The organism is Nocardia sp. 852002-20019_SCH5090214 (genome assembly GCF_001665865.1).
Classification (GTDB): domain Bacteria; phylum Actinomycetota; class Actinomycetes; order Mycobacteriales; family Mycobacteriaceae; genus Nocardia; species Nocardia nova.
In genome coordinates this window covers 1-24,787 of the sequence record NZ_LZMK01000130.1, presented here as the reverse complement: position 1 = coordinate 24,787, position 24,787 = coordinate 1, and the positions used below count along the sequence as shown (strand labels likewise).

The window sequence follows — 24,787 nt, the reverse complement described above, 5'->3', positions numbered from 1 at the left end:
ATCACCTATGCGCAGGCCCGCCCGCCATCACTGGGGCCCGCGCGCAATTCGTAACTGCCTGCGCAACAACGTGAAAGAGGTCTGCGCATCATGACTGCTGCCCCCGCTAATCGGCGCCGCCGCGCCACCAAGAAGAACACCGACGACTACGTTCGCGACGACTTCTCCTACATGGTCACTGCCACCGACGGCGACAGTGCCCATGAGGTCGAGGTTCGTTTGCCGTCGCTGACCTATCTCAAGCCCGGCCAGGTGCGCCGGATGCGCAAGCTCTCGCAGGTGGACGCGTTCTACACGCTGCTCGAAGAGACGCTCGACGACGAGGCTCTGGCAGCGGTCGACGACATGGATCCGGACGAGTTCCGCGACATGCTCGACAAGTGGCGTGAGCATTCCGGTGTCAACGAGGGGGAATCCTCGGCCTCGCAGGGCTGATCGAAAAGTACCGCGAGGCAATCGAATTCGATCTCATCGACCGAGGTTTGCGGTTGCGCGACCTCGGCACCGATGCCCTCACCTGGGGTGACCTCAAAGCCATAGTCGCTCATCTGGGCGAGGATTCCGCGCTAGGGCTCGCGATGAATCCGCCTCCGGACGAGGCTCCGTGGACCCGGATGGAAATGCTCGTCGCTGAAGCGGTAGACACGCTCCACCTTCTCTGGTGGGCGAAAACCGAAGCAGGACAAAAGAACCGGAACCGCCCCGCTCGCATTCCGCGTCCAGGCGTGGAGCCCGTAATCAAACGCTACGGCGATGCACCCATGTCGATCGAGGACATGGACAAATTCCTAGGTTGGGAGGTGGCCGCCTGATGTCCAACGGAATGGAACTGGCGACCGCTTACATCTCGCTGGTCGCTGAGACCCGCGGGATCAAAGAAGCTATCCGGCGTGAGCTGGGCGAGGCCCAGCAACAGGCCAACCGCAATCCGGTCAAGATCAAGACCGACGTAGATCATAACTCAATAAGCCGACTGGGCACTTCGCTGGCCAGCGTCGGCAAAACCGCTGGCGGCGCCTCTGCTGCGGCGACTGCTGTCGCCGGCATCGGAGGCGCCGCCGGTGTCGCTCTGGGTGCAGTGGGCGCACTCGGTGTCGGCCTGGCCGCCCTCGGCCCAGCCGCTGGCGCTGCCGCGGCGACTGTCGCAGTAGGACTGCACGGGATCGGTGACGCGTTCAAGGCGATCACCGCGGCCCAGGACTCGGCGGGCAGCGACGCTCAGGCGAAGGCGAAAGCTGTTGCCGCAGCGCAGAAGCAGGTAGAGACAGCGGTCCGTGGTGTCGGTACCGCGGAGAAGAACCTTGAGCAGGCGAAGAAGTCCGCCGAAGGCGCTGAGAAGGACCTCACCAGTGCCCGCAAGGAAGCTACCAAGCAGCTCCAGGATTACGGGCTCCAGTTGAAGGGCGCGGCCCTCAACGAGAAGGACGCCCAGCTGTCGTTGCAGGAGGCGCAGGCCGATCTTGCCAAGACCTTGGGGGATCCGACCTCGACGGCGCTGGAACGGCAGCGCGCGGTTTTGGGCGTGCAGGAGGCCGAACAGCGGCTCGCAGAGACCCAGGATTCCAACCGCAAGCTTCAGGAGAAGGCCAACGACGCGCAGGCCAAGGGCGTCGAGGGCGCGGACAACGTTGTCGCGGCGAAAGAGAAGCTGGCAGAGGCGAACGACAAGGTCAAAGACGCCGAACAGGGCGTCGTCGATGCCCAGACCAACGTCAAGGACGCCCAGAAGTCATTGACCGACGCGATGACTCAAGGGTCATCGGCGCAGGACAAGGCGGCTGAGGCGCTGGCGAAACTGTCCCCGAACGCCCGCAATTTCGTGCTCGCCGCCGAGTCGATCAAACCCGTCTGGGATGACCTGACCAAGGCGACCCAAGATGCTCTGTTCGCCGACTCGGCCGACGGCATCAAACAACTCGCGACCGCGGCACTGCCGACACTGAAGGCGGGCATGGTCGACGTGGGGACGTCGATCAATGGACTGACCAAGCAGTTCGCTGCGTTCTGGCAGACCCCGCAGGCGTTGGCCGGCGTGCAATCGATCTTCGCTGGCGTCGCCGACACGATCGACGCGATGGGCCCCGGCCTCCAGCAGGCCACACAGGGCGTGCTGTCGCTGTCGCAGGCGTTCGCGCCTGTGGCCGGTCAGATCGGCGCCGACATCGGCGGCCTGGTCGGCAACATCGGCCAGGCGTTCACCGACGCGTTCAACAACGGCTCGCTGACTCAACTGGTCTCCAACTTCGGATCCATCCTCTCAGGACTCGGTCAGGGCTTGAAGCCGTTGATCGACGGCCTGATTCAGGTCGGCAACATCATCGGCCCCGTTCTAGGTCCGTTCCTGGCGCAGCTGGGGCAGTCCCTCGGCGCGATCATGCCTTCGCTCGGTCAGCTAGGTGCGACGTTGCTGACCTCGTTGCAGCCCTTGCTGCCCGTGTTGGGGGATCTGATTTCCTCGCTGGCCCAGGGATTGCAGCCGGTGCTACCGGTGATCGGCCAATTGCTCGGTGCGTTGATGCCGGCCATTCAGCCTCTGATCGGGCCGATTTCGCAGGTCGCTCAGGTGGTCGGTGGTGCGCTCGCTCAGGCGGTGACCGCGCTCGCTCCGGCGATCGGCCCGCTCGGTACCGCATTCGCCTCGCTTGTCACTGCCCTGTCTCCGATCATTCCTGTTGTCGCGCAAGTGGTTTCAGGAATCGTCCAGGCGTTGGCTCCGGCGCTGACGACCATCTTCAACGCTCTTGGGCCGGTGATTCAGCAACTGGCTGACGCCCTGATGCCGGTGTTCCAGCAGATGCAGCCGGTGCTAGCGGAAGTGGCTGGCGTGATCGGTGATGCTCTGGCACAGGCTATTTCGGCGTTGATGCCGGTCATCCCGGTCATCGCGAAGTCGTTCGGCGACTTGATCCTCGCGGTCGCTCCGTTGCTGCCGCAACTGGTTCAACTCGCCGTGCAGATGCTGCCGCCGATCGTCGACATTCTCGTCCAACTCGCGCCGATCATCACCAAGGTCACCGATGCGTTCACCTGGCTGGTGTCGAACGTGCTGATGCCGATCGTGATGCCGGCGCTTCAGGCGCTGTCCGACACGATCTCGGGTGCCACTGACACTGCGGTGAAGGTGGTGACCTGGGCGAAGGACAGTATCGGTCCGGCGCTGTCGAGTCTGGGTGGCTTCTTCTCCGACCTCGGCAACACCGTGTCGTCGGTCTGGAACGGCATCGTCAAGGCGATCGCCATTGCGGTGAAGGCCGTCGGACAGATCTTGCAGAAGGTCAAGATCCCCGATTGGGTTCCGGGCATCGGCGGCAAGGGCGCCAACGGTCTCGGTGATTCTCTCGTGCAGTGGGCCGACGCTCACATGGCGACCGGCGGCCTGTTGAACGGTCCCGGTACCGGCACAAGTGATTCGATGTTGATCGCGGCGTCGACCGGCGAATACGTGGTCAACGCGCGGGCAACGGGCAAGAATCTGCCGCTGCTCGAAGCGATCAACGCCGGATGGGTGCCTTCGCCGGACTTCCTGCGCGCGATGGTCGGCGACGTCCCGAAGTTCGCAACGGGCGGCAAGGTTCCCGGCAAGGACTTCGCCGAATCGATGGATGGCGCCACCTATCAGATGGGTGGATTCTCGCGGTCGTCGATCGACTGCTCCGGCATGGTCGCGGCGACCATCAACAACGCGATGGGTCGCCCCGACTTCGACTCCCGCATGTCGACGATGAACGAGGGCGATTGGCTCGCCGCGCGCGGCGCACAGCCTGGCCTGGGCGGGCCCGGCGACATCGCGATCGCCTGGTACGACAACGGCGGCGGCGCCAATGGGCACACCGTGCTACGGCTCGGCGACGGAACGAAGGTTGAATCACGCGGCGGCGACGGTGTCGTAATCGGCGCTGGCGCAACCGATGTCACCGACCCGATGTTCGACCACCACATGTACATCCCGAAGTCGGCGCTACTCGGCGGCGACCTGGGCGGCCCCGCGGGCGGCTTGGGCACCTCCAGCGGCGGTGGGGGCAGTACTCCAGGTGGGGGACTGGGCGGATCCGCATCGGGCACCGGCGGCGGATCCGGCACATCGGCGTCCGGCACGCCCGGTGGACCGACCCCGGTCATGGTCACCAACTGGCCTGCCGCCTTGGGTGGACCCGCAGCCCCGACCGGCACTATCCCCGGCGTCGGCGCACCTACGGCTCCCGGCTATGTGCCGCCCGTCGGCACCACCGGCACACCCGGCGTGCCGGCAGTTCCGGGCGTACCCGGAGTGACACCGCCTGCTCCCGCGGGCACGCCGCAGTCGACCTACACCGTCGGCGACGGCAGCACGCACCCGCTTGCCTCGCTGCCCGGTGTCGGGCAGCTGTTCTCTGGCTCGGCGCCGTGGTACATGGCGCCGACTCCGGAGGCGGCGCTGACCAATCTCGGCACGCAAGCGGCGTCGCTGGCCACCAAGCAGGGCCAAGGTCTCGCGCAGTACTTCCAAAACTCTTGGAAGGAAATGCTTCAGACCGGGCTGGCATTCGGCGGTATGGCCGCGGGCATGGGTGGCGGCGGGGGCGACACCTACCAATTCAACGGCTACAACGAGCGCGGTGTTGCGCAGGCTATCGAACGCACACAGCGGCGACGAGCCCTGGCAATGCAGCGGTCCGGAGGTTTCGCACGATGAATCCTCTCCTTCTGTCTGAGTCCACGAAAACTGTTGTGTGGGACATCAACTCACGTGTCTGGCATCTGCATGGCGCAGGTGCCGGCCGTGAGGGGGTGTGGCTGACAGCGCAGACCGGGCACATGTTCGCGCCGGTCTCGCTGATCACGTCGGAAGGTGCGCGCCAGGACGGCGCCACCTTCCTGCGCAGCCTGCGCAGCAAAAAGGACTGGGACGCGATTGTCTTCATCAAGGGCGGCACGGTCGCCGAAATGCGCGCGATCCATGACGCGTGGTGGCGTGGCTGGTCAACCGATGTTCCGTGCACGGTCGGCACCTACACCAAACATCAGGGTTGGCGGTACTGCCGCTATCAGCTTGACGGCGCACCGACGCCGGTAGAGGCGTTCGATCCGGCGCTCAACGCCGCGGTTTCTTATCAGCTGTCGGCGACAGCGATGGATCCGCTGTCGGCACACCTGGGTGAGTCGAACGTGTGGATAAACGAGGACGGCCGCAACGAAGGCACTGTCCGTGTCCGCAACGCCGCCGATCAACCGGCGTGGCCCCGCTACACCATGAACGGCCCTGGCCAGTACTGGATCCAAGATCCGACGGACCCGGCGGCGTTGCGTGTGGTGGAGACACCGCCGATCGAAGACGGCGAGACCCTGCGCATCGATACCCATCCGCGGCATCGCACCGCCCGCGTGTACAGCGACGACAATCCGTCGGGTCGTAACGTGTGGGGCGCTCTGGCTGGACGTCGCTGGTTCGCGTCGATGCCGGCGTGGTCGAGCACCGACATCGTCGTGCGCGTTGATGGCGGCAATACCGCCTCCTCGGTGCGGGTCGACGTGTCGCCGAGATCGTCGAGGCCGTTCTGATGGCGGCGTGGAACGACGCCGCCGAAGCGCGGCGCATGGATGCTCTCGAACTCGCTGACCAGGCGTATCGGACCGATCAGACGGCGCTGGTCCGCTACTACGACAAGTTTCTTCAGGAGGTCGGCGAAGAGGGCGCGTATACCTCGCTCGAATTCTCGATCAAGAAGAACGCCGCCGGCGGGTTGAAGATGTCGGTCCCCAGGGCCGACATGGTTCATTTCGACCACTTCTTCAAGAACCCCGACGGCGCCGACGCCACGATCCCGATCACGGTCACCACGGCCGCGTATCGGTGGGACGGCTTCGTCACCCGTGCTGCGTTGATCCGCGACGAGAACGGCGTCGAGACCGTCGACATCGAGGCCATCCACGTCTGGCAGGTCATCGCCGCGATTGCGTTGTGGGCCAGTCCGTTTGCTCCGTTCTTGGCGCAGTTCCCGCGCCACATGGTGCTGGCGGCCCCGCTGCAATCTCTGATCGCAATCTATCTGGCGTGCAACCTGATCCGGTTGCAGATGCCGTTGTGGTCGCTGCCGGCGAACTGGCTGGATGCCCCGGAGTGGGCGCAGACCGGCGCGTTGTGGCCTATCGCTCTGGTTCCGGTGTGGATCCCCACCGATACCAGCGTGTGGCGTGCGGCATCGGCGCGTTTCGACATGGCCGATCAGCTGTTCGAACCTTTGCTCGACGGCACCGGTGTGATGCTGACGGCTCGGTTCTTCCTGCCCGAGGACGGCGACGAACAACCGGCCCCGGAGTATTACTATCTCGATCGCCCGACGGTTGTCATCGGCACCGAGGACAAATCGGGATCGGTGGGCCCGAGCGGCACGATGTTCGACGGCGTCGTGAAATTCATCGAAGAATTCGTAGATGACACCACACTCGTCCGGTATCCGGATTTCAATGCCCAATCCGAGTATGAATCGGTCTACGGCTATTCGGGCCCTCTGGGCACTTTCCGTGGGCTGCCGCATGTGTGGTATCTCGAAGGTGAGTATTCGGGTATCGGCGAATCCGAGCTAGCGGTTCATAAACCGACTGCGACGAAAGTCATTGTCGGCGGCAAATCGCCCGGCTGGGTGAATGCCGGCATCGAAATTGCGATGAAGAATCTGCTGGCCTGGCTCGGTCTTTTGATCGGCGTGCCCGGCTTGGACAGCCTGTACCAAGGCCAGCTCGACGACGTGTTCCTGGCCTGGTGGGTGTGGGAAGACCAGGAACGCACGCAGCGTGCGGGACCGTTCGCGTTCAACGAACTTGTCGTCACCAACAGCAGCAAAGCCGCGACCCTCGATGGCGTAATGGCCGGCCGTAAAGGCTTGCATGACAGCCGCGGCTATGTGAGCAAAAAGGTATCCGTCGGCGACGGCGCCCCGTATTTGATCGGCAAAGACTTCACTCTCGGTGATCAGATCGGATTCCAGGTCGGCGATCAATTATTCACCGACTACATCACCGAAATGACATTCACAGACGACCGCCAAAAGGGTGCGCGTTGGGAACTGCAAATTGGTGATGGCGCCGACGACGAAGATTCGATGATCAAGGCGTGGGCGAGGATGCAGAAGATGGCGCAAGCCATTCATGACATTTCCACCGATGTCGGCGCCGATCTCGATTTGCTGATTTTCTGACAGGACGAAAGCGTTGACCGATACCAGTTTCCCGGCGCACATCAGCGTCGACCGCGACGTCGACATCAACGGTCTGCCGGTACTGACCGCCACCGTGACCCCGGACGCCGATTCGGCGGCGCTGCCGCTGCCGGACGGCCCCGACGGTCCGATCGGTGACCGCGGCTCGGCACAGGCTCCGTTCATCAAGGTAGGCACCATCGCCAACGCAGGTGCCCGCCCCACCGGGCTCGGCGCCGACGATCGCGGCAAGTGGTGGCATCGCCTCGACGACAACGGCATGGACTTCTGGACCGGCACGTCGTGGGTGCATTCCCCCGACGCTGTCGGCGACCAGGGCTCTAACGCGCCAGCGACAACGATCACCACAACAACGCTGCACGATCCGGCGCTGACCGTTCCCGCGGTCAAGGTAACCGGCAGTGGCCCCGATCTGGCTGTGGCCGTGACGGTCCCTGCCGGTCTGCAAGGCATACCGGGTCCGGCTGGCGCTTCTGGTGCGATCTCGGACGCCACCGACTACGACGACTCGACAGGCCCGACTCAGGGCAGCGTGCTCGCCTACAACCTGGGCGCGAAGAAGTGGCGTGTCCAGCCACCTCCAGGAGGCTTCGGCCCCTGGTCGTGGTGGGGCACCGACTTCGCCGCCGATCAGGAAGTGGCCACCGACAAGCTGATCGCCGGAACCTTCACCCTGCCGGCGTTGCCGTTCCAGTGGCGGCCGGTTGTGTATGGGCATCTGGCCATCTATTGCCAGCTGGTATCGAGCACGAACGCTGTCGCCTACGCGCGGCTCAACAACTCGAACGGCATCATGCTCGCCACCGCAGCGGGCGCCCGAATCGACGGCTCATACAACCCCCTTGCCCTGAACCCGACCTACGGCGACGAGGGCACCAAACCCCTGTCCCCGTCCAGCACTTACGCCACCGTCCCCGCCTACCAGTCCGCGTCGATCGTGGTCACCGTCGAGCGGGTCGGGTCGGCGAGCAGCACCGCCAAGATCGGCTACCGGCAATCCGGTGCCTCGCTGGTCGTGTGGGCCATGCCCGTCTAGGAGACCGAATTGTCAACTGTAGGCGACTATTTCGACAAGGCGTTGATACGTGGCATCGATGAGGGCATCGGCGCCGGCGACATCGCGCAGTCGATGCAAGCCACCCCCGCTGATGGGGCGCTGGAAATGCCGGTGGGATCGCAGGGCGATACCGGGATCACCGGCCCGGACGCGTATCCGTGGCGCTATGAAGGCGATATCGCCGACCAAGCCGCGCTGCAAGCACTTGCGCCGAAACTCGGTGCGGCGCAGGCGGGTAAGGCGTGGCGGGTGTTGTCGACCAACACTATCGCCTACTGGAACGGTAGTTCGTGGGACAACTTCACCGAAGCGATCGGCGGACGAGGACCCGACGGCACCCCGAACACCCTCACCATCGGCACCGTCACCACCGGTGCGGTCGGTTCCGACCTCGTCGCCACCGTCACCGGCAGCCCGCCGAATCAGACTCTCAACCTCGTTGTGCCGCGCGGTGTGAAGGGGCAGAAGGGCCCGATCGGCTCGCCTGGGCCACTGCGGCAGGCCAGCGACTACGACAACAGCGGCGGAACCGCCAATGGTGCCGTACCGGTGTGGAATTCCACGACCAGCAAGTGGACCCCGCAGGGCAACCCCGGCTGGCGTGGACCGTGGACGGTGGTGGAAAACCAAGCCTGGGACGGCACTTCCGGGTTCGCCGCTTCTCAGTCGAATGTCACCACATCCCCGAACACCATTTGTGTCGTCAACGTGCCCGCGCAAGACGTCGCCTGGCGGCCCCTGGTGACCGGCGGTGCGCTCGTGCGGACCGCGGCAAACGACGGCTCGGTTCTCGTCGACTTGGAAGCACACATCGGTTCGGCCTCCGGGCAGATCGTTGCCCAAGGTCCCGGCTTCGCGTGGGGCTTGGACTGGATCAACCGGTTGACTCCTCAGTTCCAGACCTCCGCCATGACACCGGCATCGAGCGTGGGAGTCATCGCCGCTGGCTCTGCTGCCGCCATCTACCTCGTGTTGCGCCGCTCCGTAGGAACGGGCGCCTATTACTACACCCGGACCGGCGCACACGCTGCTGTGTGGGCGGTGCCGGTGACGGGAGCACCATGACAACCGTCTTCGACGCCGACGTCACTGTGACGATGCGCGGCGTTCCCGACATGGTCGGGTTGCCGGTCACGGTCAATTCGTTCGAGCTGGTCGGCCGTGAAGTGCTGGTCCAGATCCGCCAGGGCCCGCCTGGCGATCCGGGCCCCCAAGGCGGCCCGTCGTATCTGTTCACCTGGCAGGGCGACGCCGCCACCTTCGCCGATCTGGCCGCGCTGGATCTCGACACCACCGACGCCCGCAAAGCGTGGCGCGCTGTGGACGAGAACGCCTTGTACCTGTGGACCGGTATGGAGTGGATCCGCAGCGTGAACGCTTTCGGCGCTCTCGGCAAGCAGGGCCCACCGACCACGCTCACGGGCACCGGCATCGCCGGCGCTACCGGCAGTTCGGCGGCAGCGGCATTGTCCGGCACCGCACCGAATCAGGCGCTGTCGATCACCTTCCCGCGCGGTGCGACCGGCGACCAGGGCGACCCCGGCGAGGCTGGCGCGATCTCCGACGCCGCCGACGTGGGCGACTTGAGCAGCGCCAAACAGGACGCCGTTCTTGAGTGGAACTCGACATCGTCGCTGTGGGGGCCGGTACCCAATCCGCGTCTCGCGGGCCCGTGGGCCATCGCCTCCGGACAGTTCACCGCCGGATCCAACCTGAACACCAGCCCGAAAACCATTGCCACGATGACAATCCCGAGCCAGCCTGTCGCATGGCGGCCGATCGTGCTGTCGGGCTCGGTGGGCCTGCTGACCCACGTCGCATCCTTGGGTGACACCCGCGTCGACATCGAAGTGCGCATGTCCGCGGTTGACGGCCCGCTCATCGGCTACGGCGGCGGTCTCGGCGCGGCGAACAACACACAGGTGCAGCTGTATCCGAGGTTTGACTACCCGATCACTCCGGGCTCGACTTCGGCTGTGGTGCAACCAAATCAGACCATCACTCTTTACGTGCTCGCGCGTCGTGTCGTCGGCACCGGTAACTACACCCTCGATGCCGGCGGCGCTCAACTCGTGATCATGGCGCAGCCTTTGGAGGACCAGTGAGCGACGACGCTCAGGAGATCGTCGACGAGATCGTCACCAAGATTGGCCGCGAACGCGCCGAACGCCAAGCGATGCAGGAAGCCGCCAAGAACGGCGACTACATCGACTCCGACGGTGCACGCGTCACACCGAAGTTTCTCCAGTTCATGCGCTTGGCGCAGGAGGGCAAGCTTCCCGATCCCGGTGACGTGCCCGAGGTCGATCCGGAAGTGCGGCGCCTGATCGAGGAATTGACCGTGGTGCATCTGCCCGAGTGGCGCACCCCGAGCGGTCGCAAGATCGCGGAGCCTGCTGTCGCGCGTATCCCGCAGGCAGCGCGGCTCGCGCAATACCTGGTCGACCGCGGCTGGGCGCAGCAACCCGAGCGTGAGCGGATCCGTTGGGCGCCCACGCCGGGCGGTCTGACCGACCCATTCGACACCGGTCTTCATTACGAGCGCGACGAGAACGGCGAGTGGCCGGTCATCGACCCCGAAGCGTTCTGGGATATCGAGCACATCGAGACGAAACAGCAGCAGGACGGCACCTGGGTCGCGGCGCATCACCGCGGTATCGCGTTCACCGGCGCTACGAAGTCCGAAGCCTATGCCGGGCTGGTCGACCGGATCCGCAACAAGATCGAGGAGGCCAAACAGCATGGCTGACCCAATCACTGTGGGGGTTCGATGACCCCCGAATTGATTCAAGCAATCGGTGTCGCGATTGTCGGCATCATCGGCGCGTTCACGGCGTGGCAGGCCAAAAAGGTCAGCGAATTGCAGAGCCGCGTAGCCGAACTCGAAACCCAGATGGCCGCCGAGCGTGGCAAGTTCCGGGCGGCTGCTCGCGTGATCCGGGCGCTTCAGCGCTACATCGATCAACTCACCGATCTGTTGACCCGTGCGGGACAGAACCCGCCACCGAACCCTGTTGTCATGCCGCCTGAGCTGGAGGAGGATCTGTAGTGGCAAGTCTTCCCCCGCTTGCATACGGGCGTGTTGTGGGTCGCTTCCTGGCCAATATCGCCGACGGTCCCGATATCGATGACACTCCGGAATTCGTGCCGTTGACCGGTACGGTGACCTTCACGGCGGGCGCGCCGAAGGTGTTGGTGCCCAACGCGTCACCAGATCCGGCGACCTATGTGCAGTTGCCGAAGTATTACGAATGCCAACTCGACGAGTTCGGGTATCTGACGTGGCGTGGTGGGCGTGGCGTGAAGCTGGTCGCCCCCAACGCTCAAACCAATCCGACCGCGTGGACGTGGAAAGCCACGTTCGACCTCTACTACGAGGGCGAAAAGGTCGAGATGGCGCCGTTCAGTTTCGAGTTGCCCGAATACATTCCGGGCCCGGATCCGGCGCACCCGGACGTTGATTCGGTGGGACTCGTTGACCTGACGGAGGTTTCGCCGGTCCCGGCATCCAACGGTGAGGCCGTCGTTCGTGGCCTGTCCATCGTCGATGTGACACTCGTCGGCGATGACCTGGTGTTCGTGCTGGACAACGGCGACCACCTCGACCCAGTCACGGTCCCGCAGATCGCGGCAGCCACCAGCGCTGCAACTGCTGCTGCCTCCAGCGCAACCGCTGCATCCACGTATGCGACTGAAGCGCAAGATGCGGTCGACAGTTTCGGCTTGACCGTCGGCACGGTAACCACCGGCGCGCCTGGCGATCCGGCGTCGATCACCATCACCGGCGGCCCCAACTTCACCCTTGACGCTGTCCTCCCGAAGGGCGATACGGGCAACACTGGCCCGGCAGCGCCCGACGCGACGTCGAGTGTCAAGGGCATCATCCAGTTGACCGGCGACCTCGCCGGCACTGCTGCCAGCCCCACCGTGCCCGGTCTCGCTGGCAAGGCTCCGGTCGTGCATTCACACGTAGCCGCCGACATCAGCGATTCGACGACCATCGGCCGCAACGTGCTGACCGCGTCGAGCCAGGCCAACGCCCGGTCCGCGATCGGCGCCGGCACAAGCAATCTCGCGATCGGCACTGCCGCTGGCACAGCGTGTGAGGGCAACGATTCTCGCTTGTCCGATGCTCGCACGCCGACGGCCGCAGGGCAGGTGTACGACATCTATTACGTGCACACCACCGGCGGTACCGCGCGTGCGGTCGGTGGCGGCAACGTCGCACCGCAGGGCATCAAACTGGAGCGCAACATCCGGGCCACGCAGGTCCGCTACCGCGGCAACACTGCTGGCGCTTCGGGAAGCCTCGTGGTCGAGTTGCGCAAGAACGGCAGCACCGTCACCGGCACGTCGAAGACTATCGCTGTCGCTGACCAGACAGCGGGCGGGGCGAACGCAACCAATACCGGCACATGGGATTTCGATGCCGGTGACGTGCTGTTGCCGTACATCACCGGTGTCGACACCACACCCGGCAACGGTCTGGTGGTCGAGATTCTGGCGGTGACTCGCTGATGCCGGCCATCACAGTCATGGGCGGCGGCGCGCTGCCGCCGTCGTCGCAGAAGATGAACAAGTCAGGCACCATGTCGGTCACCGCGTCGACGCCGACGATCGTGCCGACGTGGACGGCGGACGCCGGATATCCGGCCACGACGATCACCAGCAACGCACTTGTCGTCGACCGAGCGGGCACCGTGAACGTGACTGCACGCATGGCGATTTCGGGCAACTCGTTCGCTGCGACGATCACGGGCTACATCTACCTGAACGGCGTACAGATCAAGTCGGCAACGCTCGCAACGACAGGCACGATCACCCTCGATATCGCCGGTGTCGCGGTCGGGGCCGCCGACACGCTCGATATGCGGGTGGCCGCCTCGTTCGGCAGCGGCAACACCCTGGCCGCCGCCGGCACCTACCTGCAGATCGACGCCGCATGATCTAGTACGAAACCGAAGCTGCCCTAAGCCAGACTTACATCAGCTGGTCGCAAGGGTCGGCAGTGTTGCCGACCCCTGCGACCTGCGGTCGGGCGGAAACTTTACGCGATCCCGTAAAGTTGCTGGTCAGTGCCAATATGTGGATTTGCATATTGGGCTTTCGGACCGAAGCGAGGTGATGGCTTGAGTTCCCATCGATCGTCGAATTACGAAGCGCGCAAAGAGGAGTGGATTGCTAGGCAACTGGCCTCCGCGCCGCCGCTCACTGACCGACAGAAGGCCATCATCCGCGGGGCGCTACTGCCGGTGATACGTCGACAGCGGAGCGAACGACTGGAAGGGCGGGCTGGAGCGTGAAGCTGTACACGAGTGACCAGACACGGCATCCCGCCGGCGGATACGACGCTGATCGCGTTCAGGGGTTCCGTCGGCAGATGCGCGCGATCGAGTCCGCCCGCCTTCGGGACCTTGCTGGCTCCGACGGCTCGGAAAGCGCATTTCACGCCTGTACGTGAAAAGCCTGACGTTTCGCATGTCGGACCCGACCAGTTGAGGTGTTGAGCACCCCAACTGCCCACCAGCCTTCTAGTACGAAATCCGTATTACTTCCAGTCGTTGTTATCACCACAACGGCTGCGTCGCGGCCTGGGCTGGCGGGAGTGAATACCCTCCGTCTGGCGGACGGTATTCGCGAGAACCGTATCCCTCTGGGTAACGGTTGGGGGTACACGAATTCGTGTATGCCCTGACCTGCAATTTTGGGGGATCCCCCCGAAAGTCCAGGCGCGAGGCAACCGTGGAGAATTTCTCCACGGTTGGCGCGGAAGCTGCGTTGTGATGGTCACAACGCAGCTTCCGGATCCCCTGTTCAGGAGGGTACCCAAATTCGGGTAGCACCTGACCTGCACTTTCTTGGACGCCCGAGAGATGGCGACGCCGCCCGACCTGCTTGTGGAGCGGCGGGCGGCGTCTGTATCCGATTGTGCCTTACCGTGTGGCGCCTCCTTCCTCCTCGCGGTCGGACGAGGTTCTTACGCGGTCGCGTAGGAATTGGCTTTTCACTCGACTGAGTGAGACCGACATCGTGTCGGGCTCAAGATTTGAGAGTTTCCCGAAGGAACTCTCAACTGTGGTCGCATTCGGGATGCGACCTAAATCCGCAGGTCAGATACTCCGCAGTTCTTCGAGGGTAGAGCCCCGCAGGTCAGGCCATGTGACGGACAAGATGTCTGTCACTTCGGAGGGGTCGCATTTGAAATGCGACCCTTCGAGACGCCGCGCTGCCGGGGCTTACGCTGCGGCCACCGCACGATCCCGATATAGATGGCCACCGACAGCGGAAGCACGACGATCAGAAGATCGAGCACCCTAACCCCTTCCGTAGGTTGAAGTCTGGCCATTTCGCGAACGACAGCCGCGGCAACACTGTCTCCACATCCGCGACCGCCATCACCGCATTCAGGGTGAGCGCGTCGATGTGCTCGGTCGACGGCGTCAACACCGCATCGACATCGGCTTCACGCACAAGGTCCGGGAGCGCGAGCAGACTCGCGGCCGGCCACACCATCGCGTAACCCAGATGCCTTGCTAGCCGCTGCAATTGCGCCGCATCCCATTCCGGGGCTTCACTCACCTCATCCGCGATCCAGCCCAGCGCGGTCGGTCGCGCTCTCACTGTCTTCCACCAGTCACACGAACGCCCTGCTGGGTGATTGTCCAGCGGGAGTGGTACGCCAGGCCGATCAAGCCGCGGGCCATCAGACGCCCCAGTGTGCGGCGTGTCGCCCGACCGGTCAGATGCGCCTGTGCCGCAACTTGTTCGAGTGTGAGTAGGCCACCGGGTGCCAGCACATTCAGCACCGCGGTCTCGGCGGTCCGACTTGTAGCCATGCAAGCCCCCTTGCTCGTCGATGCAGGGATGCGGTGCGGCGGAAAAGCGCTGCACCTGGCTCGACGGTAGAAAACCGGACGGCGCCAGATCCAGGAGTGTGCACAAACTTGCTCATATTCAGCGATCAGCCTGACGTGTCCGAAAGTTCAGGGGATCATGAATATCAGTGCGGAAAGTCCGTGCACACTGCTGGACAGGGAGCAATGCGATGCGCCTAACATTCCTCGGCAAAGGTGGGTCCGGATCCAACGATTGCCCGACTCTGTACGCCACTGACCAGGACTCTTTCGTCGTACAGGGGTGGGTGACCGATAGTCCGGGAACCGTCGAGATCCCGCACCTGCTGACCGGATTCGCGGAACCGCGAACCTTCATCGGCGCCACGCTGACCGACACCGGGCGTGGCACCTTCACGGTCACGGGGCGGCCCGTCGTGGACTCCGACGTGTTGAGTCAGCTCGAACTTGCAGCCGACGAAACCGCGATCGAGGTCCCCAAGTGTGAGAGGACGTTCTACGGTGCAGCTGCTCAAGGGTGACCCGTGGCCTGAGTTGTTCGGGCAGTGCCGGCGAGAAGCGTTTCACCTGGAACTCCGCGACACCTACGCGGTTCCTACCGAGTCCGAACCCTTGCGGAAGTACCTCGCCGGCGAGCCAGACGACCACGCTTGGTTCCAGCCGTGGTCTGACCTCATGCGCGCGACGACAGACCGCGGTGTCGCGGTCACTCGTCTTCGCGTCGTCACGGATCCGGACTGCGACTATCAGCGTTGGCTGCTCGCACTCGCCGAACTGAACACCGACGCAGGCGAGGACATCCGCTATCTCGCACGCCAGGACGCCGGCAATGACGTTCCTGGCGACGACTTCTGGCTGTTCGATGACGACCGGGTGGTGTTCAACCTGTTCGACGCGGACGGGCGCTCAACCGGCACGGCCGCGCTGAGTACCGATCCTGTGGTGATCCGGCGGTGCAGGTGGGCGAAGAACCACCTGTGGCCCTCGGCGACGCCGTACGTGCAGTACGTGGCCGACCGTGCGGTAAACAGTCACAAGTGACCGACAGCGTTCATGAAGCCCGGAAGGCACTCGGGCAGCGGCTCAGAGAGATCCGCCGCAGGGCTGGTGTCTCTGGCCGCGACCTCGCCCGAGTGTCCGGGTGGCATGAATCGAAGGTCTCCAAGATCGAATACGGGCGTATCAAGCCCTCCGACGCTGACATTCGCGCCTACGTGGAGCACACAGGCGCGAATGATCAGCTCGACGATCTCCTCGCCACTGTCCACAACATCGACGCCGCCTACATGGAGTACCGGCGCCAGCACGCGGCAGGGCTCAAGCGCGGACAGCAGAAGTCGGTCCGACTCGCTGAGCGGTCGACGCGGATGCGGATCTACCAGCCCGCGATCATCCCTGGCATCCTGCAAACCGCCGACTACGCCGAAGCGATTCTCCGGCACGTCGTCGACTTCTACCGGCTGCCCGACGACATCGACGACGCGGTAGCCAAACGCTTAGAGCGGCAACAGTTCCTCTACCGCGGCGACCGCAAGTTCCATGTCCTGATCGCCGAACAAGCCCTCTACACCACCGTTGGTAGCCCTTCTGTCATGGTGGGACAGATGGACCGCCTGCTGGCCGTTCAGGGGCTCTCTCGCGTACTGCTGGGCATCATCCCCGCCCGGTCTGGTCCGCCGATGCAGACGACGAACTTCGTCATCTTCGACAGCCGCATGGTGACTGTCGAAGCGATCACTGCCGAACTCACGATCACACAGCCACAAGAAATAGCGGTCTACGCACGCGCATTCGAACTTTTGGCTGCCCAGGCTGCGACTGGCGATGCGGCCCGCGCATTGATCAACCACGCGCTCGCCAAGCACCAGACAGCATGAAGGGGACGTCCACCGCGGACGTCCCCTTCGCTACGCAGCGTCTAGAACGACGGTGCTGTGCAGTTCACGACCGCATACTTGCCGGTCGAGGTCTTTTCGTCTTTCACCTTGCCGTCGACCGTGATTCGGCATGTGACCGATGTGCCTGTCGTCTGCGCGCCGAGACCGGCGATAACGACGGTCGACGTGTTGACCAGAGTCTTGTTCCACGGCGCTGACGGCGAGATCTCCTGCTTCATGTCGGAGTTTTCGTCGAAGTACGACACGTTGTTCAGCGTGTCCGCATCCGAGATCACCTCATACACAACCGTCTTGCCCTTGCCAGTGTTGGGCTTCGCTGTCAGCGGCGGCGGCGCAGCAGGCGCAGGACCGGCAGCCTCGCCGGGAGCGTGGGTCTGACTGGCAGCTGACGCGATCGACGACGAAGCCTGATCTACGGCATCGCTGACCTTCTTGCCGGCAGTGCCGACGATGGCGAAACAGCCACCGAAGAACAGGATCACGACGGCGAGCAGCACCCACGGCCACACCTTGCGCTTCTTCTGCGGAGGCTGCGGAGGCTGGGGCGGATATGGGGGCTGCTGCTGCGGGTAGGGCGTGCTCATTTTGGGTACTCCTCATCTCGGGTTGCGAGTGGATTTCTGTGGAGAGGCTGAGAGTCGTTACCGCGGGAGCGGCGTGTTGCCGAGACGCGCGGAGCAATTAGGGAATCGTTAGGTGCGCCAACTGATCACAGGTGCGGTGAATCGCGGCGTTTCCATACCGCGCAACTGGCAGTCGAGCCACGCACCCACTACTCCTCGGGTCACGGTCGCGGCCTGATCAGCGGGCAGCGTGCCGCACACGTCTTCCTCATCGTCGAAGGCACACAGGTCGCTCGCCGAGTAGTGGCCAGCGCCCGACACCTCGACGGACTCGAAGCGGCTGTCGTGGAAGCCATTCCAACTCGATGTCCACACGCCCGTCAGATCGACTAGCAGCACAGGACCATTCACGGTCGGCGCGGTAGCGACGTTGTCCCATCCGGCGGGCCCGTCGAGCACGACCACGGCCTTGACCCGCGGATCGGCGGCCATCGTCTGCACTGCCGTGGTTCCGCCGTAGGAATGCCCAGCGAGCGCGATCCGGTCGAGGTCGAGGTGCGCGCCGACGATCGGGAGCGCGGCGAGACGGTCGAGCGTGAGCCGCGTGTCCGCGATCCTGGCAGCCAACTGGGTGCGCATGTAGTCGTCGGACACAGTCGGTGCATCCCCGAACACCACACTGCCGTCAGGGAACTGAACACCCGGACTCTCGCCTGTGTGATCGATAACGATCACGACGTATCCCCGCGACGCCAGCTCGCCCGCCAATCCCGACAGGATCCAACGCGGCGTTCCCATTCCGGGCGAGACGACGACGACAGGCAACCGGTCGCCCACCACGGCCGCACCCTCGGTGGCGTCAGCTTGCGCCCCGATCATCCTCACCGCTGCCGCTGTGGCGTGCATCCAACTCGCGGCCACGGTCGCTATCTGCGACTGCACTACAGGCCCGACAGCGGGCACGTAGGGCGCCGGAACGGCCCGCCTGGCAGTCGGATACCACGCCGACACCATGATCGTGCGGGCGCGGTTGGAATCATTCAATGCGGCGTCTATCCGCCCGACCGCGTGTACGCCGGCAGGGGCGGCCACCGGAGACGGGTGCAATGCAACAGCGCGGCATCCCGATCCGCTGGCGCACAAAAGAGCGTCGGCGCGCGCTGAAGCCGCAGGAAATGCTGCGAGGATGGCGATGATGAGAACGAAGATCGAGGCTGTTCCGTCGACTGCGAGGGTTGGTAGCAACCATCCAGCGAGATTGTTCCGTGCCTGGTCGTTCCGAACACGTCCGTTTTCGTGTGGACGTCTATTGGGTACAGGATGGGGTACAGTACCCCATTCTCCCGAACTACCGTTCCGGGTATAACCCCTGGTAGACTGGGGTTTCTTGCTGGAGCCGGTGACGGGAATCGAACCCGCACTCTCAGCTTGGGAAGCTGATGTTCTACCACTAAACTACACCGGCCGGTGCGTGAGGCACTGCAGAGAAGATAGCAGAGCCCGTCCCGGAGATCACAACTTCCCATCTAGAACGACCCGACCCGAATGGGCGAGTCGCCACCCGACCCGGCGACCGTCGCGGCGGTCGCCCGGGCCGGGCGATGAGGGTGGCTACATCACGGGCAGGGGCGGCGATTTGGGGAAGACGACCGGCAACGAGGTCAGGGCCCGGTGGAACGGGCCGGGCCGCCATTCCAGTTGTGCGGCCGGGACGGCCAACTGAATTTCCGGCAGCGCGTCGAAGAGCTGGTCGATGGCGTTCTGGACCGTCAGGTAGGCCACCGATTTGGCGGGGCAGCTGTGCGGGCCGGTGCTCCAGGCCAGATGCGAACGGTTGCCGATACTGCTCGAGGCTTCGCCGCGGATCTTCGGATCGTTGTTGCACGCCGCGAGGCTGATCAGGACCGGCTGATCGGCGGGCAGCCACACACCGTCGATCATGATCGGCTGCCGTGGATAGGTGGTGCAGAAGTTGGCCATCGGCGGGTCGTTGAACAGGATTTCGTCGAGGGCGTCGGTGGTGGACAGGTTGCGGCCGAGGATGTCGCCGAACCGGAATCGCTCATCGGTGAGGATGAGCATCAGCGCGTTGTTGATGAGATTGCGCTGGGCCTCGAAGCCGGCGCCGTAGAAGGACATCAGCTGGGCGAACACCTCGACGTCGTTGAGGCCGTTCGGGTGATGAGCCAGGTGCGAGGTGACGTCGTCGCCCGGCTGCTCGCGCCGGAACGCGATCAGTTCCATCAGCGCTTCCTTGAGCATGTCCATGCCCTGTTGACCTCTGACGGTGTCGAACCGGGCGGCCATGCCGTTGGCGACGCGGGTCCCGATATCGGCCGGGCAGCCGACCATCCGGTTGAGGACCTCGAGGACCAGCGGGAACGAGTACTGCATGACGAGATCGGCGGATCCCTGCTCACAGAAGGAGTTGACCAGCGGAACGGCAACCCTTTCCACGATCGCGGGCACGCTGTGGAGGTCGATGTGGTCGATCGCGGCGACCGACGGAGCGCGGTAACGGGCATGCGGCGCACCGGTGTTGTACCGGGCTGCCGGATACCACTCCATCATCGGGCGCACCGGTGAATCCTGCGGAATGGTTTTCTGCCAGGTGCGCGGATCGGAGGGAAAGTGGTCCGGATCGTTGAGGATGCGAACCGCGACGGCGTAGTCGATGACCAGGGTGGCAGGCACACCGGGGGCGAGCTCGACGGGAACGAGGGAGGGGTACTGCCGTCGCATCTCTCGATAGGCGGCATGTGGATCGGCGACGAATTCGGCTGTGTACATCGGGAATCGGTCGTCGTCGGCATCGAAGGGCGAGCCGTGCTGGACGGGACATATTCCGGTCGCCGTGATGTAGGGCTCGGGAAGGGGTGACTGTGGTGTGGTCAAAGACGGGACTCCAGACGGGTGGAACAGGAATTCGACGACAGCTCGGCGGGCGCGGCACATGTCGCGCTCACGGTGCCTGGCGGTTCGCCCACGCAAGCAACATAGCAGCGACGCGGCGACGGTGTCTGCGAACGTGGGAGTAGGGTGCCGCCACCCGCATCCGGAGTCGATCGGATGTGCTTGTGGGTCAGAGCTTTCCGCTCATATCGGGCGACGCGGCCGCGGCCACGGCGCCCGCGTCCGGATCGCGCTCCGAGTCCGGTGTGTGCGGCGGACGGGACGGCCGGTCGCCGCGAGATATGCCGAGCAGACGGAGCATCGGCGCCGTCGACGCGGTGGTCACCAGGGCCATTATCACCAGCAGTGAATACAACTGGGTGCCGATGAGGCCGGTGGTCAGGCCCACGTTCAGAATCACCAGCTCGGTCAGACCTCGGGTGTTGAGCAGCGCTGCCACCGCGGCGGCCGCTCGCGACTGCATCCCGGTCAACCGCCCTGCGAGATAGACGCTGCCGACTTTGCCCACCACCGCGACCCCGATGACCGCGATCAGTTCGCCGATCGATGTCGCGTCGACCGAGCCGAGATCCACGGCCAGCCCGGCGATCACGAAGAAGCCGGGCATCAGCAGGATGCACAGGATTCGCACACCGGCCTCGACCGTCCGGCGGCGTTCGCGCGGGAATATGACACCGAAGGCGAAAGCGCCGAAGATCAGATGCAATCCGATCCATTCGGTGATCGCGGCGAGCCCGAGCGCCCCACCCACGCCGAGCACGATCATCGTCTGCTGGGTGCCGGATTCCGAGATCCGGGCCAGCAACGGTCGGATGAACCACCACAGCAGACCGACCAGCGGTAGGAGCAGAACGAGCCGCCACTGGACACCACCGGGGTGCGCGAGGGCGAGGACGACGGCGAGGACCGACCACGCCACGACGTCGACCAGCGCCGCGCAGGCCAGACTGAGCTGTCCGATCTCGGTGCGAACGAGATTGCGGTCGTGCAGGATTCGGGCCAGTACCGGAAAAGCGGTCACGGCCATCGCGCAGCCGACGAACAGCGCGAAGTGCAACCGATTCCCGGTGGTGTGACGTGCCAGGACGGTGATCGCGACCGCGCTGCCCAGTGCGAAGGGAATCGCGTAGGCCGCCGCGGAAACCGCGGGGATCGAGCGCCGGGCGCCGCGGAATATCTCCCGATCGAGTTCCAGTCCGGCGACGAACATGAACACTGCCACACCGATATTGGCGAGCAGCGTCAGATACGAGCGTCCGGCTTCGGGAAACAGGGTGGCGGACAGGTGGTGTCCGATGACGGTGGGACCGGCCAGGATCCCGGCGGCGATCTCACCGATGACCGGTGGCTGCCCGATCTTTTCGGCCAGCCATCCGAGCAGGTGCGCGGCCGCCATGATGAGAACCAAGTCGAGTAGGACCGTGATGGTGGGAGCAGGCACTCAGTTCTCCTCGAAAACATCATCCGGCAGAGCCGGTTCCGGCAGCGGACCCGTCGTGTGTGCGGGCGGGACGACCGCGGGATGGAAGACTTCGCGGATGTAGCACACGGGGCGGCGGCCGAGCGTCATGATGTACGCCCTGGACGCACTGGGCCGGCCGTCCGGCCACCGTCTGATGCCCGCCCAGAGCAGGCGGCGGTGCTGGGGTAGGCCGCGGGTGAGCAAGCCGTGGCCGATCGGCATCCGGACATCGTCGATGCCGCTGGCGGCAGCCGATTGTGGCACGGCCACTACGTAATTGAGCGAGACGGTCGCCAGCGCGGGGGTGACCAGGCGGGAGCGCCGGACCAGCGCGCCGTCGGCATCCTGCAGCCGGAGTTCGTCGACGATGAATGTGGGCAGTGTTCGGGGCGGAACCTGCTGCTGGCGCAGGACGTGCACGCTCAGCGTCGTCCCGAGGATATGTTCGAGCGCCGTGGTCGTGAAGCCGGTGCCCGACAGCAGGGTTCGGGTCGTGGGGTGGTGGAATCGCTCGATCTGCGTGGCCGGGTTCGTCCGGGGACCCGGCCCGCTGGGCGTGGGTTCGCTCAGCGGGCCTGGGACGGATCCTGTGACGGTCACTGTCGACTCCACGTCTCGGTTCGCACCGGGAGTCCTGGTGACGTCACCGCTAGAGAGCGGCGCCGGCACCCTTGCGGGGCGGTTGGACCGGGAGAGTCATAGCCTCGCGCTCGGCGTCGGAGCGCGGGCGGGTGGTCAGGCCGAACACCGGTTCCGTGGTGATGCGAATCTCGCCCATCGTGGTGTCGGACAGCGGATCGCGCCAGTGGTCCCAGACCGGCGACATATCCAGGCCGCCCATGTACTTGATGTTGACCCCGTCGGTCTCCGGGGCGGTGTGCAGACGCTCCGCCTCGGCGACGATGACCTCGGTGCCGGTGCGGTCCTGATCGCCCGTGGTCTCGCTGACATCGGTCAGGCCGGCCATGATCCGGGTGAACGACTGCTCGGGCGAATCGCCGTCGTGGACGTCGGTGAGCTTGTGCGCGTGCGCGAAGTATTCCTCGGAGCCGATGTAGTGCTCGTACATCCGTGAGACCAGCGAGAGGAACCGGGTGTAGCCGCGGCGGTAGGTGTACTCGTAGTACGCCAGCGCATCGGTTTCGGACATCTCACCGCGCAGTGTGGTAGCGATCGCCGCCGCGGACACGAGCCCGGAATAGGTCGCCAGGTGAACTCCGGTGGACAGCAACGGATCCAGGAAGCAGGCCGCGTCGCCGACGAGGACGTAGCCGGGTCCGCAGAACCGGTCGGCGACGTAGGAGTAGTCCTGTTCGGCCCGTACGTCGGCGATCTGCTCGGCGCCCTCGAGCATCTCGCACATCGGCTTGCTCTCCCGGATGGTCTCCAGGTAGTACGACTGGCGCGAATCGTGCGCGCGCAGCTTCTCCGCGGCCAGCCGCGCCGAGACCACATAACCGACGCTGGTACGGCCGTCGGCGAGCGGAATGTTCCAGAACCAGCCGCCCTCCTGGGTCGACACCACGTTGATCGCGCCCTCCGGGCTGTCCGGGTGCAGGTGTGCGCCCTTCCAGTAGGACCAGATCGCCACGTTGCGGAAGGCCGGATGTTGGCGACGCATGCCGAAGTGCTTGGCCAGCAACCCATCTCGGCCGGTGGCGTCGACGAGGAAATCGAACTCGGCGGTGTGGACGGTGTCGTCGCCGGCCTTGACCCACTCTGCCGCGGTCGGACGCTCACCGTCGAACAGGATGTTCTTGACGGTCGCCTGTTCGATGACCTCCGCGCCCTGGTCGGCGGCATTGCGCAGCAGGAGATCGTCGAAGGTGGCCCGGTCGACCTGCCAGGACCATGCCTCGGCATCGACGAGCTTGGACCAGTCCAGCAGCCAGGTGTCGTTCTGCCATTGGAAGTAGCCGCCGCGTTTGATCTGGAAGCCGTGCGCGGCGACCCTGTCGTAGGCGCCGGAAACCCGCAGCGTGGACAGGCACGAGGCCAGCAGTGATTCTCCGATGTGATAGCGCGGGAACGTATCCCGCTCCAGGAGGGTCACCTGCACTCCGGACCGTGCGAGCAGTGCGGCTGCGGTCGACCCCGCGGGGCCGCCGCCTACCACCAGAACGCGCGGAATTTCGTTGTTCCCCATAGCAACTCCCTGGAACTGCGTACGAACGGACGGTGCGCCTGATCGGCTGCCGGACCGAGTCCGGATGGCATGCCCTACGACAAACTCCGAAACCTCCGTAGCCGCTTGTTAACTCGAACTCGGCGCACGGGGAATCAGTTTATCAGTAGTACTTGAATCATCAAGGGAAACAGTAAGTTTCGATGCAAGTTCATACAGACAGAGCGTAGCTAGAAGATAGCTGCTATAGGTACGAAAATGCCGCTGTCTGTGATGCGCGGCTGGGGTCACGACAGGGGACGCGACGTTGCGTTACGTGAGTGCCGTTTTCGGCGAGCAAAGCCATAGAGACGGTGACGACGGACCGATGCGGGTTCGCAGTCCCGGTTGGTCACGCCCGGCATCACCCCACTTCCACCGACTCAATCAGAGTAAGGCCTTTGTCCGGTTCCCGCGTGGCATCCGCCGGATTCCGACGGCTCCTTCGGGGTATGCCCTGGTCGCCGGGCATGTGCGGGAGAATCCTTGGGGCCGAACGATATTGCGGCACACCGGCGATGCGACGGGCGTCCACGCGAGGCCGCGGTGCCGGCGTCAGGGCCCTGACGCCGGCACCGCGACTCGTGCCGTGGGCGCTATCCGGTGGTCGTCTCCGCGGTCAGTGCCGCGGTCGTCTCGGCAGCCCGCTGGGCGTCCGCAACACTGCAGCGGCCGAGGCC

General features: G+C 64.7%; 23 protein-coding genes and 1 tRNA gene. 15 read left to right on the top strand and 9 right to left on the bottom strand.

Features of this window, described 5'->3' with window-relative positions:
- Positions 1-90: 90 nt before the first annotated feature.
- From A5780_RS11525 to A5780_RS11470, 12 genes are read left to right on the top strand one after another with little or no spacing between them, the layout of a single operon-like run.
- Entirely contained in the window at positions 91-435 is a 345-nt protein-coding gene (locus A5780_RS11525) for a hypothetical protein (RefSeq protein WP_064908405.1), read from the top strand.
- 53 nt (positions 436-488) lie between these two features.
- Positions 489-812, top strand: a complete 324-nt coding sequence (locus tag A5780_RS11520) for a DUF5361 domain-containing protein (RefSeq protein WP_156769449.1) — start codon at positions 489-491, stop codon at positions 810-812.
- Positions 812-4,672, top strand: a complete 3,861-nt coding sequence (locus tag A5780_RS11515) for a hypothetical protein (protein WP_156769448.1) — start codon at positions 812-814, stop codon at positions 4,670-4,672. Before A5780_RS11520 ends, A5780_RS11515 begins: the two co-directional genes overlap by 1 nt.
- A gap of 35 nt (positions 4,673-4,707) precedes the next feature.
- A complete protein-coding gene (locus tag A5780_RS11510) occupies positions 4,708-5,538 on the top strand; it encodes a phage tail protein (RefSeq protein WP_231982924.1) in 831 nt (276 codons plus the stop codon).
- Positions 5,538-7,175 carry a hypothetical protein gene (locus tag A5780_RS11505; RefSeq protein ID WP_064908401.1) on the top strand — a complete coding sequence of 546 codons (1,638 nt, stop codon included), beginning with the start codon at positions 5,538-5,540 and terminating at the stop codon, positions 7,173-7,175. Before A5780_RS11510 ends, A5780_RS11505 begins: the two co-directional genes overlap by 1 nt.
- Before the next feature lie 13 nt (positions 7,176-7,188).
- Positions 7,189-8,232: a hypothetical protein gene (locus tag A5780_RS11500; protein WP_064908400.1), complete on the top strand. Its 1,044-nt coding sequence runs from the start codon at positions 7,189-7,191 to the stop codon at positions 8,230-8,232.
- 9 nt (positions 8,233-8,241) lie between these two features.
- The gene (locus A5780_RS11495; RefSeq protein WP_156769447.1) at positions 8,242-9,318 is read left to right on the top strand and encodes a hypothetical protein; all 1,077 of its coding nucleotides are present in this window, start codon (positions 8,242-8,244) and stop codon (positions 9,316-9,318) included.
- On the top strand, positions 9,288-10,358 hold the full coding sequence (locus A5780_RS11490) for a hypothetical protein (RefSeq protein WP_064908398.1): 1,071 nt from the start codon (positions 9,288-9,290) through the stop codon (positions 10,356-10,358). Before A5780_RS11495 ends, A5780_RS11490 begins: the two co-directional genes overlap by 31 nt.
- Positions 10,355-11,002, top strand: a complete 648-nt coding sequence (locus A5780_RS11485; protein WP_064908397.1) for a hypothetical protein — start codon at positions 10,355-10,357, stop codon at positions 11,000-11,002. Before A5780_RS11490 ends, A5780_RS11485 begins: the two co-directional genes overlap by 4 nt.
- 21 nt (positions 11,003-11,023) lie before the next feature.
- The gene (locus A5780_RS11480) at positions 11,024-11,302 is read left to right on the top strand and encodes a hypothetical protein (RefSeq protein ID WP_156769446.1); all 279 of its coding nucleotides are present in this window, start codon (positions 11,024-11,026) and stop codon (positions 11,300-11,302) included.
- Positions 11,303-11,337: 35 nt separating this feature from the next.
- Complete coding sequence (locus A5780_RS11475; RefSeq protein WP_064908395.1) at positions 11,338-12,771, top strand: hypothetical protein; 1,434 nt, start codon at positions 11,338-11,340, stop codon at positions 12,769-12,771.
- A gap of 17 nt (positions 12,772-12,788) precedes the next feature.
- Complete coding sequence (locus A5780_RS11470; protein ID WP_156769445.1) at positions 12,789-13,199, top strand: hypothetical protein; 411 nt, start codon at positions 12,789-12,791, stop codon at positions 13,197-13,199.
- A 1,351-nt stretch (positions 13,200-14,550) separates the two neighbouring features.
- On the opposite strand, the gene A5780_RS11465 is transcribed toward A5780_RS11470, so the two are convergent.
- Complete coding sequence (locus A5780_RS11465; RefSeq protein WP_064908393.1) at positions 14,551-14,874, bottom strand: hypothetical protein; 324 nt, start codon at positions 14,872-14,874, stop codon at positions 14,551-14,553.
- A complete protein-coding gene (locus A5780_RS39895) occupies positions 14,871-15,089 on the bottom strand; it encodes a hypothetical protein (protein ID WP_156769444.1) in 219 nt (72 codons plus the stop codon). The genes A5780_RS11465 and A5780_RS39895 overlap by 4 nt, the downstream gene beginning before the upstream one ends.
- A gap of 305 nt (positions 15,090-15,394) precedes the next feature.
- Between A5780_RS39895 and A5780_RS11460 the strand changes: the two genes are divergently transcribed.
- From A5780_RS11460 to A5780_RS11450, 3 genes are read left to right on the top strand one after another with little or no spacing between them, the layout of a single operon-like run.
- Positions 15,395-15,628, top strand: a complete 234-nt coding sequence (locus A5780_RS11460) for a hypothetical protein (RefSeq protein WP_231982923.1) — start codon at positions 15,395-15,397, stop codon at positions 15,626-15,628.
- Complete coding sequence (locus A5780_RS11455) at positions 15,609-16,148, top strand: DUF6879 family protein (protein WP_064908391.1); 540 nt, start codon at positions 15,609-15,611, stop codon at positions 16,146-16,148. Before A5780_RS11460 ends, A5780_RS11455 begins: the two co-directional genes overlap by 20 nt.
- Positions 16,145-16,984: a helix-turn-helix transcriptional regulator gene (locus tag A5780_RS11450; protein ID WP_064908390.1), complete on the top strand. Its 840-nt coding sequence runs from the start codon at positions 16,145-16,147 to the stop codon at positions 16,982-16,984. The genes A5780_RS11455 and A5780_RS11450 overlap by 4 nt, the downstream gene beginning before the upstream one ends.
- A 41-nt stretch (positions 16,985-17,025) precedes the next feature.
- Here the strand turns inward: A5780_RS11450 and A5780_RS11445 are convergent, their stop codons facing one another.
- The 7 genes from A5780_RS11445 to A5780_RS11415 form a co-directional block, all read right to left on the bottom strand.
- A complete protein-coding gene (locus A5780_RS11445; protein ID WP_082976412.1) occupies positions 17,026-17,589 on the bottom strand; it encodes an MmpS family transport accessory protein in 564 nt (187 codons plus the stop codon).
- 108 nt (positions 17,590-17,697) lie between these two features.
- A complete protein-coding gene (locus tag A5780_RS39030) occupies positions 17,698-18,660 on the bottom strand; it encodes an alpha/beta fold hydrolase (protein ID WP_197521725.1) in 963 nt (320 codons plus the stop codon).
- 299 nt (positions 18,661-18,959) lie between these two features.
- Positions 18,960-19,033 (bottom strand) — tRNA-Gly (locus tag A5780_RS11435).
- Between the two features lie 146 nt (positions 19,034-19,179).
- Positions 19,180-20,463, bottom strand: a complete 1,284-nt coding sequence (locus A5780_RS11430) for a cytochrome P450 (protein WP_082856779.1) — start codon at positions 20,461-20,463, stop codon at positions 19,180-19,182.
- Between the two features lie 187 nt (positions 20,464-20,650).
- On the bottom strand, positions 20,651-21,922 hold the full coding sequence (locus A5780_RS11425) for a cation:proton antiporter (RefSeq protein WP_063011393.1): 1,272 nt from the start codon (positions 21,920-21,922) through the stop codon (positions 20,651-20,653).
- Positions 21,923-22,543 (bottom strand): hypothetical protein, encoded by a 621-nt coding sequence (locus A5780_RS11420; protein ID WP_064906784.1) that lies wholly within the window; start codon positions 22,541-22,543, stop codon positions 21,923-21,925.
- Between the two features lie 49 nt (positions 22,544-22,592).
- Positions 22,593-24,089, bottom strand: a complete 1,497-nt coding sequence (locus A5780_RS11415; protein ID WP_063011391.1) for an NAD(P)/FAD-dependent oxidoreductase — start codon at positions 24,087-24,089, stop codon at positions 22,593-22,595.
- Between the last annotated feature and the right edge of the window lie 698 nt (positions 24,090-24,787).